Source organism: Mesorhizobium sp. WSM4848 (assembly GCF_055811375.1).
Window position 1 is genome coordinate 37478 of record NZ_JBVVPX010000024.1, and the last position, 15372, is coordinate 52849.

The 15372-nt window shown below is 63.9% G+C and carries 6 protein-coding genes; 2 read left to right on the forward strand and 4 right to left on the reverse strand.

The features are described from left to right. Positions 1-8 precede the first annotated feature (8 nt). The 3 genes from AC0L16_RS21115 to AC0L16_RS21125 form a co-directional block, all read right to left on the reverse strand. Entirely contained in the window at positions 9-443 is a 435-nt protein-coding gene (locus AC0L16_RS21115; RefSeq protein ID WP_473623012.1) for a hypothetical protein, read from the reverse strand. Continuing rightward, entirely contained in the window at positions 440-1405 is a 966-nt protein-coding gene (locus tag AC0L16_RS21120; protein ID WP_473623014.1) for a SctD/MshK family protein, read from the reverse strand. The genes AC0L16_RS21115 and AC0L16_RS21120 overlap by 4 nt, the downstream gene beginning before the upstream one ends. Positions 1406-1518: 113 nt before the next feature. After that, a complete protein-coding gene (locus AC0L16_RS21125; protein ID WP_473623015.1) occupies positions 1519-1698 on the reverse strand; it encodes a hypothetical protein in 180 nt (59 codons plus the stop codon). A gap of 200 nt (positions 1699-1898) precedes the next feature. Here AC0L16_RS21125 and AC0L16_RS21130 point away from each other — a divergent pair, with 200 nt between their 5' ends. Next, positions 1899-2774 (forward strand): MurR/RpiR family transcriptional regulator, encoded by an 876-nt coding sequence (locus tag AC0L16_RS21130; RefSeq protein WP_473623016.1) that lies wholly within the window; start codon positions 1899-1901, stop codon positions 2772-2774. 89 nt (positions 2775-2863) lie between these two features. Continuing rightward, entirely contained in the window at positions 2864-14404 is an 11541-nt protein-coding gene (locus AC0L16_RS21135; RefSeq protein WP_473623017.1) for a LysM peptidoglycan-binding domain-containing protein, read from the forward strand. On the opposite strand, the gene AC0L16_RS21140 is transcribed toward AC0L16_RS21135, so the two are convergent. Then, positions 14377-15339, reverse strand: coding sequence for a LysR family transcriptional regulator (locus tag AC0L16_RS21140; RefSeq protein WP_128245325.1), 963 nt, complete (start codon positions 15337-15339; stop codon positions 14377-14379). The two genes, AC0L16_RS21135 and AC0L16_RS21140, sit on opposite strands and share 28 nt — an antisense overlap. Between the last annotated feature and the right edge of the window lie 33 nt (positions 15340-15372).

Here is a 15372-nt window from a genome sequence, read left to right on the forward strand (position 1 = left end):
AGTCAGGTTTAGATTCCTTCCTGTATCCGGCCAAGCAGATCGCGATGACGCTCGATTTCATCCTCCATCAGCGTTCTGGCAAGTGTCTTGAGTTGCTCGCCACCCTCAAGATCGGGCACCAGATGCGCTACAAAATGCTGGAGAATGGGTACCGAACGACGCAGGATGGCTGGCTCGGGAATAGCGGGCATGACGAAATTGATGAGCGCCTCGTCGAGCGATTCGCCAGCCGTACCCCGAGAGGACTGGAATTCCGCTGTTTCTGGCTTTTGCGTGCCAGCGGCCGATCTGGTCCCCTGAGCACGGCTTGCGGCCTTGTCGACGCCATTCATCCGCCGGCGGTTGATTGCCTGACCGTGCACGCCTTCCGCCTGCCGCACCTCGCGGCCGGTTGTATCAATCCTTGCCGTATCGAACCGCGGCCCTTCAAGCCGGCGGTTCACGGATATTTCAGCGCGACCGTGGCGCCGCCCTTGGTCAGGAGAAGTTCCGTCTCGCCAATGCGTTTGACGGTCCAGCCGTCATTGGTGAATGCGCCTTCATGATAGCGTGCGCCGTCGGTGGCGATGACATAGGGCCGCTCGCCATACCAGATCGCCTGCAGCCTCAGGCGCGGCGCCTGCTCGGCGTTTCCGACCATGACATTGGAGGCGAGGGTGATGTGCGCGCCGAACGCCTGGTCGAACCAGGATTGCGTTTCGGTCCAGGCACCATTCTTGTCGTTGGCGATCATGCCCGAGACCATGAGCCGTCCAGGTGACTGCTGAACCGCCAATGTGCTGATGCCGGATTGCTCGAGGCGCAGCTTGAGCTGGCGTTCCGCGTCGGTGGCGCTGGGTGTCGGCGATGAATCGTCCACAACACTCTGCCCGGCCTCACCGGCGAAGGCCACTGTGATCGGTTTATCGACTTGAGCGGATAGGTTTTTGCCAATGTCGGGCTCGGCGAAGGAGAACCCATTGGCGGCGACGGAAACAGCGAAAACTGCAAAGAGAACACTGCCCGCAACCAGGAGGGGGCGATTGGAAACAGACCAGCGATTCGGCGGGCGTTCCGGGTTGACCAGCCGGATATGGGCATCGCCGATGCTTATCGTCAGCGGCAGCTTGCAGCGGCGGCCTTGGCCTTCACGGATGGTCTCGCCGGTGGCGAGCGTGACATCGCCGCCGACGGCTTCGATTTCAATCTGGCTGCCCTTGCGCCGCAACCTTGCGTGGACCGGCGCGATGCCGGCGTCCCTGAGGACTATTTCGGACTCCGTGCTGGAGCCGACCGTATACAGAGGCTCGACCAGGCTGAGTTGGGCGCCGGCGTGAAATCCGTGCGTTACGCTGAGCGCAACGCAATGTCGCGATGCCGGGGTGCGGCCGATAGCCCAATCTTTGCCGTTGGAATGAACGGTCATGCCACTTCATCTCCCGCCGATGACAATTCAGACGCAGCCCGACAACGGCATCGAAAGCCGTGGACGTGCGCCGCCGGGTGCTTGCGGCGGCGCATGGTTTCGAGAATCCCGCCTTAGGCCTTCTCAGCCGACTGGCCGAGCGTCCTCGCGGTGCTCATCAGCATGTCATGTTGGGACTTCGCGATCTCTTTTGTGATCTCGAGGCTAAACATGCGCTCCTGATGCTTGATCATCTTGTCCAGGTTCTGTTCCGGCGACCCGGCAGCGCCGGACGAAATGGGAGGGGTAGCCATCATTGTCTCCTTGAGGGACCATTCAAGTTACAAACTCCGGAATCACGTCGACGCGATCCGGCAGGTTGCGAAAGCAGCTTAAGGCAGCGTGATCGAAAATGAAAGTCCACTTGGAATATATGAACCAGTTCGGTTCCAACTGTTGCATTGCCACCATTGGAGGAGTAACCTTGCGATCGGGGTAAATGGGGTATGGCAGAATGGAACAAGGTCCTTTGGCGGAGCTGTTGGTCGAACGGTTCGAGAATATGCCGCCGCAGCTGCGGGTCGCCGCGCGTTTCGTGCTGGACCATCCCAAGGACGTCGCACTGATGTCGATGCGCGAGCAGGCGCATCAGGCCGGCGTTTCGCACAGCACGATGATGCGTTTGGCGCGATGGCTTGGCCTTGAAGGCTATGAGGATATGCGCAGCCTTTATGCGCGCGCGCTGCGTGAGACAGGCGCCGGTGAGCCGGCGCGACGGGGTGCCGACCAGGGTGGCGATCCGGGATATTCGACTGCAGGGGTTGTCGCCGACACGCTCGCGGCGCAGGTTTCAAGCCTGGGTGAGTACGGCAATGCCTCGCAATTCATCGCCGCAGCGGACCTCCTTGCACGATCACGCAATCTGTTTGGTCTCGGCTCGCGCTCCTTCTATCCGGTCGCCAACCACTTCGTTCACATCATGTCGTTTCTGGCTGGCGGCGACCGCAAGGTGACGCTTGTCGGCGAGATGGGCGGACATGGTCTCGATGCCTTGCAGGGCGCGGGACGCGGCGATGTGCTGCTTGCTGTGGGCATGTCGCCTTATGAACGCACGACGATTGACGTGGCGCGCCAGTCGGCCAGGCAGGGTGTCGGCGTGGTGGCAATCACCGACAGCAGCGTGTCGCCGCTGGCCCGGATCGCGCGGGAGACCATCATCGTTACGGCAAATTCGCAGTCGTTCTTTCGCAGCATGGCGCCGGCGTTCGCCGCCGTCGAGATTCTGGCCGCACTGACGGCTGCGCAGTCTGAAGTGAATGCTGCAGAACGAGTAAGACAGTCGGAAGAGCAACTCGCTGCTTTCGGCATTTATTGGAAGCCGCCCCGGTAAGCTTCCGGGGCTTTCACTGTCGGGCGCGGGGGCGTTGACGGCAGGCAGACTGCCTGAACCAGGACTGGACCGGCTCCGGAGGTTGTTTGATGATCCGCCCGATTAATACCGTCAAGCCGCCGCCGCCTCCCAGGGTCGATCCAAAGGCCAATGCCGAGCAGATTACGCGGCTGCAGGCAGAAGCCACGAAATTGCAAAATGACATCCGGCTCGCCAACAAGATGGGCGAGGCCGACGCGGCCGCGGGCGCCCGCCAGCGGCTGACGCAGGTCAATGCGGAACTGACGACGGCGCAGCCGACCGCCCCGGCGCAGCCAGGACCGGAGCTGCCTGCCGCGGTCACCACGGCGAACCGCAATGGCGGCGCCACCGCCGCGCCGGCGCTTTTCACGACGCAGGATTCCGGCGGCGCGCCAAACCTCCTGCTGGCCAGTGGTGGGCCCGACGACGTTTCGCCGAAAGCCAAGGCGAACGACATTCTCAAGGCGATCGAGAGTGGCAAAAGCATCGACAACATCGCCGACGAGCAGGGCCTGGCTCCCGAGGATGTGGTGGCGGCTCTGAATGCCGGCGGCATGACGGCGGTAGCGTCCGAGCACGCCAACGGCGACACCCGCACGGTGGTGATCACCGTTGGAGACCGCACGATCACCGAAAACCAGGATTATCAGCACGGCGGCTACTACACCGAAGTGACCGGCCCCGACCTGCAGGCGACCTCATCGCCGATCCGTGACGATCTCGGCCGCAAGGAAACCACCAGCGTCGACGCGCAGACCGGCGCGATCACCACCACGCTGGTGGATGATCTCGGCGACGGCGCGGTCACCGAACGCACGACCAATCCCCAGACCCGTGAAACCACAACCACTGAAACCAGTGGTAACGGCGCCGTCACCGTCACCAGCAACCTGCCGAATGGGTCGACCGTGCAGACGGTGACGCCCGCCGGCGGCCCCGCATTGCCGGTAACCACGGTTACGGCTCCGGGCGGCGAGGTGACCACCTTGGCGCAATCGCAGACGGCGGACGGCTCGGGCGTGGCGGCGATCGAGGAACAGCTTGCCGCCGGCAAAAGCATTGAAGAAATCGCCGAGGCGAGCAATCTCACGCCGGAGCAGGTGATCGCCGAACTGAACGCCGCCGGCCTCGAGGTGACGCAGGGCGGTGACCCTGGCGAGACCCTGCAGATCGTCGTCACGGATCCGGAGACCGGCAAGACGGTCACCTACAACAACGACTACCAACACGGTTCGACTTCGGTTACGACCATCGAGGGGGATACCGAGACGACCGATGCGGTCGACGGCAATGGCAGGACCAGCCACACCGAGCGTAACACCGAAACCGGCGAGCAGACCACCACCATCGTCGACCCCCTCAACAACACCGAAACGACGATCGTCGTCGACAAGGACGGCCGGCGCACCGAGACCATTGTCGAGACGCTGAACGACGGCGAGCCGATCGATTACCAGGTCCAACCCGGTGACAATCTGAGCGACATCGCCGAGGCGCATGGTGTGACGCTGGAGGATCTCGCCGAAAGCAATCCGGAGTTGTTCACCTCTCCGCGCGATCCCGACCTTATTCATCCCGGGGAAACCGTGGTGATCGAGGGCGGTACCAACACCACCGTCAATGTGACGTTTAACGGCTACACAATGACCACGTCGCCGGACGGCAAGATCACGCTGACCAACGCAACGACCGGCGCCGTCACGGATATCGCGGCCGGCACCGCGCAGGAAGCGTTGGCCGATTTGTTGCTGGACATCAACCCGAACAGCAATGGCCCGGAACAGGCCAAGGAAGACCAGATACTCAAGACGATGCTGGATGGCATATTCGGCGGGGCGACGCCGGAGCTGACCACGGGGGCGCTTGAAAAGCAGCAGGCCATGGTCGCTGCAATGGAACTGTATGGTCGGGGACAAGACGCAACCGGCGCGACTCTCGAGGGTGGCCCCACATCGGTTGGTCCCTACGGAAACCCACCATCAGCCACGGCTCCTTCGGGCGGGAAGTGGGTGCCATTGCTGGTCGACGGGAGCTGGAAATGGTTCGACCCGGAGGTGGCCAAGGCGATCGCAGCCGAGAACGTGGCGATTGCGAACTTCGGTGAGGCAGAAGCAAAGGCTGCGCAGAGCGCGGCACAGCTCGACGTCTATGCGCTGGACCCTGAATTCAAGAACGCCATGGACGGTGCCGAGTCGATGCTCGACGAGGCGTTGGCGCCTTATGGACTGGATTGGAAGCCGCCCGAACCGAAGGGCACGCTGGCAGATGCGCAAAGCCGGTTGAGCCTCGCCAACAACGCGCTTGAAAGCGCCAGCACCGCCCGGGCCGAATACGAGGAGGGCCAGACGTCACTTCTCGAAGCGATCGACAAACAGGTAGATCTGCCGACGCTCAGCGATCCCAACCAGACTGCTGTCAGCAACCCGGATGGCCCCAGTGCCGAGGAAACCAACCAACAAGGAAAGGCCGCGCACGCGGAGGTCGCCGAGCTCTTTACAAACGCTTCGCTACACACCGCCAACGGCAACAAGGCCACGATCGATCAAATGATCAGCTCGACCGAGCTGGAGCTGAAGCTTACTGATGCCAAGCCTGGAAGCCCAGAATACACGGCCATCGAAGAGCGGCTTGAAGGTCTGCAAACGCTCCAGGGGGCAGCGGCCAATCAGGTGACCCTGGCCGAGGCATATCAGGAGTATGGGGTTGCACAGGCAGAGGCGGCGGATCTTGCCGTGACCATGGAGCCTCTCAAGCAGCAACTGCTTGCGCAGGCGCAGGAAAGAAACCCGCATCATTTCGATTGGGAAGGCTATACCAATGGACACGGTGACTTTACCGGCAAGATAGAATCGCAGGACATAGTCGAGGAGAACGGTCAACTCTATGTCGTTACCGTCTATGAGAACGCCACTTTCACCGACGAGAACGGTGATGACACCAACATACATAAATCTGCCCTGACATATGACCTCAACGACGAGGGTATCAGGGAAGATTTCCGCAACGATCCGCTCAACAAGCAGTGGCAGGAGATGCTGGCCTCGACGCAGGACCTATCGGCGCCGGTATGCACAGCCAACGCAAACGGATCGCAATCGGCGCTGGACGCGGCCAGGTCGAAGATCGTCGGCGTGCAGGTCGACCAGCTTGATGCCGGGCTGAGAGATGCGAAGACGGGGCTCGTCGACGCGACGACGGCGCGCGACCAGGCGATCACCGACCACGGGCCGGGAACCGTAGAGGCGCCCGCCGGCACGCTCAAGCCGGGCGAGACGGCGGTGAAGATCGCGGTGAACGGCCGCGACCTGTGGGTCGCGCCGGAGGTTGCCGCGGCCTACGAAGAGCAGGGGCCGGGCGCGATCGGCGACAGCGGCAAGTGGGTCCAGATCGAGATGGACGGCCAGAAGCTGTGGGTGCACCCCGAAGTTGCTGCCGCGGAAATCGATCGAGGCCAGGCGGAGACCGAAAAGAACCAATTGGAGGACTGGGAACAAAACGTGCGGCCGGCGATGGTGGCGGGGCGCGACTGGTACGCTTTTTCCGCAAGCCACCCCAAGCTTCTCGAATACGGTTCCGCCGAGCATGAGGCGAAACTCAAGTACGAGTATTTTGAAGAACACAAGGACCAGGCGCTGGCTGGATATCAGGTCCAGTTCGAGAACCTCTACGAGGCCGGCTTCACCGGCGAATACGAGACATATACGCCGGACCAACTCAGCACTGCCGTTGGTCAGACACTCGGGCTCGACGCGTCGAGTGAAGACGTCCAAAAGGTCACCGAAGAAATCACCGACCGCGCTGGCGACGACGCCGAGGTCAAGATCGTGCCGGTTTTCTCCCTCGACGGTGGGAAGGAATCGACGACGGCCTTGTTCGCGATCAAGAGCGGCGGCGACGAAATCGGCTATGTCGACAGCTCGGGTAAATATTACAGCACCTTCGATGAATTCCAGCACGAGAATCGCATCTTCAGCGAGAAGGGCAATCTGGTCATGGCCAAGGGCGGCGACATGTCGCTCGGCGAGGATGGTTTTTCGCTCGACGAACTGGAAGTGGCCGACGCGCGCAAGGTGGGTTTCTGGGACAAGGCTACCGACATTGGCCTTGGCATCGTAGCCGGTGTCTCCACTATCGTCTCGTTCGTGCCGGGCGGCCAATGGGCGATTCCCATCGCGATCGGCTCCGGCTCAATCCTTGGCGGCAAGGCTCTGATCAAAGAGGGTGATCACCTCCTGCAGGGCGGCGACTTCGACAGCCAGTCGGGTTGGAATATCGCCACCGGCGTAACTGCGTTCCTGCCAGTGGGCGCGGGTGCCCTGCGCACATTCGGCTTGGCAAAGACAAGCCTGTCCAGATCCCAGGCTTTCGCGGGCGGCTTCGGGATGACTCGCATGAAAGATGCCAGTTGGGGCATCGGCAGATTCCAGGTGAACGTAGAGGAGGCCTCTTATGCTGGTAAGGTCTCGGAGTTTATGCAAAGCAGCAACAGGCTGACGAACGCTGCGTGGGCCCTCGATGCCGGCGCCGTGGTTACCGGTGTTCCGCTGCTCGGCAAATCGGTGGAAGATCTGTTGGCGCATGGCGGCGATATGTCCCTGCTCGAGCTCGCTAACGCAATCGTAGGCATAGGCGTCGGCACTGTCGGCACGGGGCTGGGCGGACGCTCGCTGTTGTCCAACATGCCTGGAACGGGCGGTACTCGGAGCGGAACTTTTCCGGATTCGGGGCCGCAACCGCGGGCCGTCTACGAGATGGGCCCCGACGGTGTCTACCGGCCCACCGGCGAGCAGGTCATGCCGGACCCGGATGAGATCATCATCGCCGGCGACGTGGCCGGCGAAACATCCGGCCAGCAGGGAGCCGGTTTCGGCGCCCGGGATGGTTTTGACAACACCGGTGCGGCTAACCGGCCAACCGGTCCACGGGCGCTGCCGGCCGGCGAGTCCGGCGGTCCGAATCCACCGCCACCCATGGGCGGCAAGGGTGATCCATCAGGCGACGGACAATCGTCGCGGCCGATGGTCGTGCATGAGCAAGGCACCGACGGCGTCCATCGCCCGACCGACATGCTGGTCTTCCACGATCCCAGTCACCCCGTTGTTGAGGGGACGGTTATCAACGTCCACGATGAAGGGCCGAGCGTTCCGGGCGAGCGCGGCGATCCCGAGAATGCCAGCGACCGAGACGCCCAGGGAGCGCGTGAGCAGAATGTGCGCGTTCCCGCCGACGGCGATCCGATTGTGGTTCCGCCGGTCCGCGGCGATGGAACGACGCGCCCGGCCGAGAGCGGCTTGCGGCTCGTCTGGGACCCGGCGACCAAGACGTTCACCGGCATGCCAAGCCGCAATCCCGCGGAATACGTCTACACCAGCGGCAAGGATCCGCAGCAGACGGGCTACCTCGACGGCGCACGCCCTTCCGACCCGGCCGTGCTGGTCACCCCGGACGAGGTCCTGCTCCAGTCCGAAACGGAAACACGCGGGGCGGAAGGCACCCGCCCGTTGATGCGCTACACTCTCGGCAACCGCCATACCGGCGAGATGCTCGTCGATTTCAACGTGCCGGAAGGGCAGAGGGTTGTCGCCATACCCGAACCCAAGGCGATCACGGCCGCGCCGGAGCCGGTGCCGGCTGCTGTCGATCTCGACCCTTCCTTGCCGGTGCTTTATCTCGGCGCCGACGGTCGCTGGACAACCGATCCGAACGCCCGCACCGAGCCACCGGCCGTGACGGACACCGGGCACCCCAGCCGGTTTCGGCCCGACGGCACGCCCATCATCAATCGTTTCTCGTCAAACCCGTACAGCTTCGGCCAGACGTTCACTGCCGCCAAGGCCGGCCTGCGGCGCATCGGCACGCGTTACGCGAATACCGAACCCCGCTATGACTATCCGAAGCTCGGCGAGCTGGTCGACAGCATCTATCACCGGCCGGTTGCGCAGGACGGCGTCACCGCCGGACAGGACATCTATGTCGAGGCCGGCGGCGAATACCTGCCGGCCAAGATCGTCATCGCCGGCCCGCAGGCGAGCATGACCCGCGACACCGCCCCCGACATCGTCCCATTGGGCGAGCATGCGACGGATGCCGGCTACCTGGGTTCGGGCCAGACCGTCGAACGCGCCAAGCGCGGGTCGATAACCACGCCGAACGGCCAGAACAGGGTCAACACCCCGGCACGGGAAGTCCAGACGTTCGATCCCGCCAAGAATCCGGAAGTCAGCCATCGCTCGGCGCTCGGCGAGACCCTGGCCACCACCTTGCCGGCGCTTCCCGACGATGCGGCGGCGCCGGCGCCGACATGGACGCCCGAGCAGCTGCAACTGGTCGGCGACTACCTGCATTCCCTCGAACGTTCCAGCGATCCTGTCGTCCGCGACGCGGTGACCATGACCAGGGTGCAACTCGGCGGCAGGGGTCTGCCTCAGCCCGGCACGGAGATGACGCCGGCCCAGCATCATGCGCTTGGCGAAATGCTCAATGCCGACCGCAGCAGCTCGTTCACCGGCTCCAAGCCGGCCGGCCAGCTTTCGAAGAACGGCTTGACGACCCTCCAGGTGTTCAGCGCACAGGGCAAGCTGCCGCATCTGTCGCCAGGAGAAGTGATCGACCAACTCGGCCTGTCGTCAGACGCCAGGCTGCCCGGCGGCGAGCAGTTCCTCACCGCCGGGGCGCTGCCGGGAGAAGCCGGCTGGACCGATGCCGGCCGTGGCATCGTCGGCGATTACCTCAAGGCGGCGTCACACTCCACCGATCCGAACCTTGCCGCCGCGGCAAATGCCGCCTCGCCGTTGTTCAAGGGGCGCGCCACCAAGCTCGGCAAGGCGGTGACCGCCGCGCAGCAGGATGCGCTCATGCAGGTCCTCCAGGCCGACAGTGGCAGCACGTGGGTCTACGGTCCTAAGCTCCAGCCGGACTCTTCGTTCAAACCCGCCGGAGAGCTTTCGCCGGAAGGCCGCTACAATGAGAAGGTTCTGTCCGGCCACGACACCTGGACGCCTTATCTTTGGCGACAGATGCGCGGTTACGCCGCCAACCAGGCGAAATCCGCGGACCCCGCTGTCCAGTCGCTCGCGCACGCGCTGGAGAACGCGCTGCCCGCAAGCAAGCCCAGGGCCGGGACCGAGATCAACAGCGAGGTGCCCGTCCTGCTGGAGCGGTTGCTGGATGCCGACAAGGCGAGTTCGTGGCGCGCCCCGACATTCTTCACCGATGCACAAGGGGTCTGGCGGTCCGACCGCGCCACCGTTTCCTGGTTCCTGCAGGAACACGAAGCCAATGTCCTGGGCGGCCCTTTGCTGAACGACATGGCGACCAACGGCGCCCTCCTGGCTGCCGGGTGGATCCTCGGCCCCGACGGCCGCACGGTCACTCTCGGCGGATCGATGCTCGGCATCGGCCTCAAAGTACCGCTGCCCAGCCGGCAGGTCTATGGCGAACTCAGCCTGAAGAACAACGGCCCGGACGGCACCGGCTTCCTGCTCCCGGTCCATCCCAACGACGCGAAGGGCCAGAAACTTTTCGTCAATGGATTCCGGCCGAATTTCGCTTATGACGAGGCGGCGGCTCCCTCCGCCCAGTGGGTCGCATCGGCGCCGATGCTGTCGAAGAACACGTTCCAGAACGAAAAAGCCGCTGGCGTTTCACTATCCATCTTTGGCTTCTCTGTGAGCGGGGCCTACGTCAATCGCACGCTGCGCTATCTCGGCGGCGAAGGCGGCCGGCCAGGATATACGCACAGGGAGCCTGGCCCGCTCAGCCAAAGGGCAGCCTCTTTCTGGGAGGAGGCCGCGAGAGGTGGCGCCAGCCACTATAGTTCCGAAGGCAAGGTGCCTGGTTTCGAGGATCGTGTCCTCTACCGCAACTTCAACGTCATGGCGCCCTTCGGAGGCGGCAAGGAACCCTGGCGCGGCACCCCCGCCTTCGAGGGCGTTCCGCGCGAGACGGGCGCCGGGCCGCTCAACCGCCTGGACCGCAAGGACCACGGCGCCGGTGTCGCCGTGAACTATAGCCAATGGCCGCTAACGACGGTGGAACTCGGCTCGGTGAGGAAGGATGTTGTCCCGCATGCCCGTACCGCCCGCGCCCATCCCGGATCCTCCGAAGGCGCGCAAAAGGTCTTCTCGGCGCTGGGCACCTCGGGGGGGCGACTGACGCCGGACGTCCTGCAGCATCTCGACGCCTATCTCGCCGAGGTTGCGGCATCGCCGCATGGCGATTTGAGGTTCGCTGGTCAGCGCGTGTTGGATGTGTTCCCGGAACTGGGCGTGGCGCCATATCCGGACCAACTCGCCGGCGGACGGCCAGACGGCATGAGCCGGCCAGCATGGAAAGTGTTGCGGCAACAGCTGGACCAGCAGGCCCGCAGCGAGCTGACGCCCACGCAGGCGCATTACCTCAACCGGCTGCTCGAGCAGGATGTGCTGCACAATTCGCCGCCGACCCCGCCGGCACTAGGCCCGGGGCCGTCGGAAAAAACGGTTCGGATCGTCGACGAGAATGGCGAAACGGCCACCGTGCGGTATCTCGGGACGCCGCCCAAGAGCGTGGAGAATGTCTATGTGCCGCCGGCCGATGCGCCGAGCGCGCGCGGCGACGAACCGGAGTTGATGCATAAATCGCATATCCTGTTCCGGGATCCCGAAACCGGAGAGCCTTATGTCCTGCCCTGGATACGCGGCGCTTCCGAAGACCATGTGCCGGGCAGCCTTGGGCATCCCGAGGAAGGCAATCTGCCCGTCGAAAGCGCCGGCGACCCCGCAAGACCTGTGCGCGGCAATGTCGGCCCCTATGTGTTCCGCGCCGATACACGCGCGCCGAGCGAGATCAGGGACGCAGGCGGCTTCTCGCCGCCGCCGCCGACAGGAATCTGGGTGGACAACCCGCAAGGCATCGTCCTGAGCAACTATGTGCTTGGCAATACCCATGGCCGTTTCGTCGGCACCAGCCAGTCGGTCTCGGGCGCCAAGGCTTTCGTTTCGGAAGAGTCACGGGCCGCGCGGCAGCAAGGCTATACCTATCTCTACACGCTTAATCCGAGCAGACCGCGCCTTCACGTCCCGACCGAGTTCGAGGCGATGGGCCGGCCCGTCAGCGACAGCATGGCCCGCGTCGACGAGACTGCAATCGACGGCAGCATCCCATGGAACGAGGTCCATGGCTGGCGGATGATGGATCCGAACGGCAATTTCATCGGTGAGTTCATGCGCAATGAGGATGCCTTCGCGCCCGGCCGATCGACGCAGAAACGCCCGCAGGTGATCTTGCGGCCGGCCGACGAGTTCTGGGATGCGCCAGCGCAGGCCGAAGCGCCGCCGCCGCCGGCCGAGGTGGTCGTCAACGAAACCCCGGCCGTGACTGGCGAAACGCCGCCGACAGAGAATAGTGCTGCCGAAACGCCGGCCGCGACATGGCCGCCAGCGACTGACCGGGGCAGGGTGGTCTTTGACTCTGCCAGCGGAAGGATCGTCAGCCTTGAGTTTCCGGTGAGTTCCGCCGCGGAGCCGGGATTTGCCGAACCAGTGCGGGCGCCGACCGGGCCGGAGGTCAGGGCGCTTGCAGCCGATCAGACTTCCGAATTGACCGGCACACAATTGCACGCCATCAAGCCGGAGCACATCGCCAAGCTGGCGCTTGAGCAGGTTGCTGCACTCAGCCCCGAGCAGGTCCGGCAGCTGACGTTCGATCAACTTGCCGCGCTTCGGCCGACGCAGTTGCGGGCGCTGGGTGGCGAACAGCTTCAGGCGATCAGGCCAAGCAAATTGCAGGCTGTTGCCCCTGGCCGGATCACCGGCTTGCGGCCGGATCAGGTCGCGGCCCTCTCACAAGAGCAACTCGCCGGATTGACCATCGAGCAGGTGCGCAAGCTGACGCCCGACCAGAACGCCAAGCTCAGTGACGAGCAGCGCAACGCCCTTACGCCGGAACAGGTCGCCGCCATGCGGCCCGCCCAGTTCGGCCATCTCAACGCCACCCAGTTCGCGGCGCTGGACCCGGCTCTCGTCGCGGCACGCGATCCCGCGACAATGGCAAAGCTGTCGCCACGCCACGTCGCAGCACTGACGCGGGAGCAGCTTGACGCTCTGACCATTCACCAGATCGAGGCGCTGACGAAACAACAGATAGCGGCGCTGACGCCGAAGCAGCTTGGCGAACTGAGCCCCGGCCAGTTGCGCAAGTTCACGCCGAGGCAGTTTACCTGGATGTCGACGGAGCAAACGAACGCGCTATCCGTGCTGCAGTTGACCACCTATCGGGCGACCCACAAGAAGGTCATGACGCCGGATCAAACTGCTGCCGTCGATCAGGCGCTGACCCTCGCCCGCCTCAACGAGAACGCGCAGTTGGTCGCGACCTTCGGTCCGATGGCCGGCTCCTCCTACACGGTATGGCAGATCCTGCCACCGCATTGGGCCGCGACGGCTGCGGGCGTTGCGTTCGGCGTCCGCGGCATCGTCTTCAGCGCGCAATCGGTGTTTCCGAACGCCACGGCAAATCACAAGCCGCTCGGACGCGCCCTCAATGCGGCGAGCGGGGCGTCGTTCGTCTTCTCGTCTCCAGGCTCGGCCGCCGGGCTGCTGCGCGGCGACAATGTCTGGTTGAACGGCTCCTTCTCGCTGGGCAATGTGATCTACGGAACGAAATCCGCGCTGCAGTCGGTCGCCGGGCGGCCGGTGTTGCGGAACGTGGCCGAGCATCTGGGCGGTCCCGCTTATCTGTTTGGCTCCGTTCTCTACACGGCACAGAACCTGCACTCGCCGCTGGCCGCGACGGCGGGCGCCTTGTTCACCGTCGGCAGCGCCGAGTTCTGGGTGTCGGCCGCGCGCACGGATCTGCTCAATCGCCGGGCCGTGCCGAGGACGGCAGAGCAGATCGACGTCCGCGCAAAGTCCGACGCGCGCTGGGGGATCGCCGATCGCATCGCGCTTGGCGTGACCTTCGGCGTCGGCATGCTGCTGTTTGCCTGGGATACGCTGGACGACCAGCCATGGAACAACACCGGCAAGACGCCGGCAACCGACCCCGCGCCGGGCGACGATCCTTCCGGCGTCGCGCCACCGGACGAGCAGACCCCGCCGGGTAACGATCCTTCCGGCGTCGATGGTGCGCCGCCGGACGAACAGACCGAGCAGCCTGATCCCGGGACGCCAACCCCGCCGCAGGACTTCCCGCAACTCGCCGTGCTGGCCGATGATGGCCTGAACTTGCGGACCCAGCCTGACGCGGATTCGACCGTGGCGACGGTTCTGCAACCCGGCACCTTCGTCGAGCAGACCGCCGGGCCTTCGACAGACCAGTCAGGAGACGCCTGGATACCGGTCGAAGGTTTCGGGCCGGACGGCGAAATGCACAGCGGCTGGGTTTCCGGCGACCATGTCGAGCCGCATGCTGACGGCAGCAGCAACCCTGCGGGCCGCACCAATCCAACGCTGGAGAAAGACGGCTACCAGTGGGTCGAGGTCAAGAACGGCGACAGCATTCGCCTGATCGCCAGGACCCATTCTGCGGATGTGGCCGAGACGGTGGTGCTCAACATGGACCATATAATGAGCCCGGATGTGATCTTCTCAGGCGACCGCATCTACCTGCCGGCCACCTTGGTCGGCTGAGAAACCGCGGGCCTAAGTTTATCGGTTCTCGCAGCATAGGCGTGCGCAACGCAGCCGGCCAGCTTTGCCGCCCGCTCCGCTATCGGATTGGAGGGTTCGGAAGAGTAGGAGGCGGTAAACTGCAGGTCTGACGGGTGCCATTCGCATTCGACGATGCGCAGTTTGCCGCTTGCGAGATAGTCCTGGACGACTCCCTCGGGCAGCGAGGCTATGCCGATTCCGTTGAGTGTCATGGTGATGGAGGCGGCCAGCGAATTGGCCGGAAAGATGCGCGGCGTCTCTTCGAATTCGCCGGTGAGCTTGCGGTAGAGTTCGCTGTAGGGTCGCGTGGTGCGGGCGTAGCTGATGATGGGAAACTGCATCAGGTCGTTCAGCGTCACCTTGCGCCGGTGAGGCAATTCCAATTGCGGCGAGCAGACCCAGACAAGCGGAAAGGACGGCATCTCGATATTCTCGATGCTGTACTCCAGGACAGGGCCCATCAGCACCGCAAGATCGAGCCGGTGTGACATCAGTTCGTTGCGAAGGGTCGTCGTCGCATCGACGACGATATCGGTATCAACAAGCGGAAAGTTTGCCTTCAGTGCCGTGAGGAAATCCGGCAGCCAAGTGTGCACGATCGTTTCGGCAACCCCAAGCCTCAGCACCCTGGTCGTCTCTGAAGTCTCTGAAAGAGAGCTGGCCATCAACTGCAGCCGCTCTGCGACGCGCAGAACCCGTTGGGCAGGTGGCAGCAGCCGTTGTCCCTCGGCGGTCAGCCTGACCGTGCTGCTCTGCCGCTCGAACAGCTTGGCGCCAAGCGCTTCCTCCAGCCCGGCAATTCGGGTGGACACCGCCGGCTGCGTGGTGTTCAGGCGTTCCGCCGCCCTGCGAAAGCTTCCGAACGTCGCCACCAGGAGAAAGGTTTCGAGCTGCTTGATGTTGAAAGGTATCACGACTGCGAATCACTCATTTGCGGCTTTCGGGAA

What these genes read in the sequence shown, in the direction of transcription:
- AC0L16_RS21135 (WP_473623017.1), top strand. Translation starts at nt 2,864, where the DNA reads ATGATCCGCCCGATTAATACCGTCAAGCCGCCGCCGCCTCCCAGGGTC.
- AC0L16_RS21125 (WP_473623015.1), bottom strand. Translation starts at nt 1,698, where the DNA reads ATGGCTACCCCTCCCATTTCGTCCGGCGCTGCCGGGTCGCCGGAACAG.
- AC0L16_RS21120 (WP_473623014.1), bottom strand. Translation starts at nt 1,405, where the DNA reads ATGACCGTTCATTCCAACGGCAAAGATTGGGCTATCGGCCGCACCCCG.
- AC0L16_RS21130 (WP_473623016.1), top strand. Translation starts at nt 1,899, where the DNA reads ATGGAACAAGGTCCTTTGGCGGAGCTGTTGGTCGAACGGTTCGAGAAT.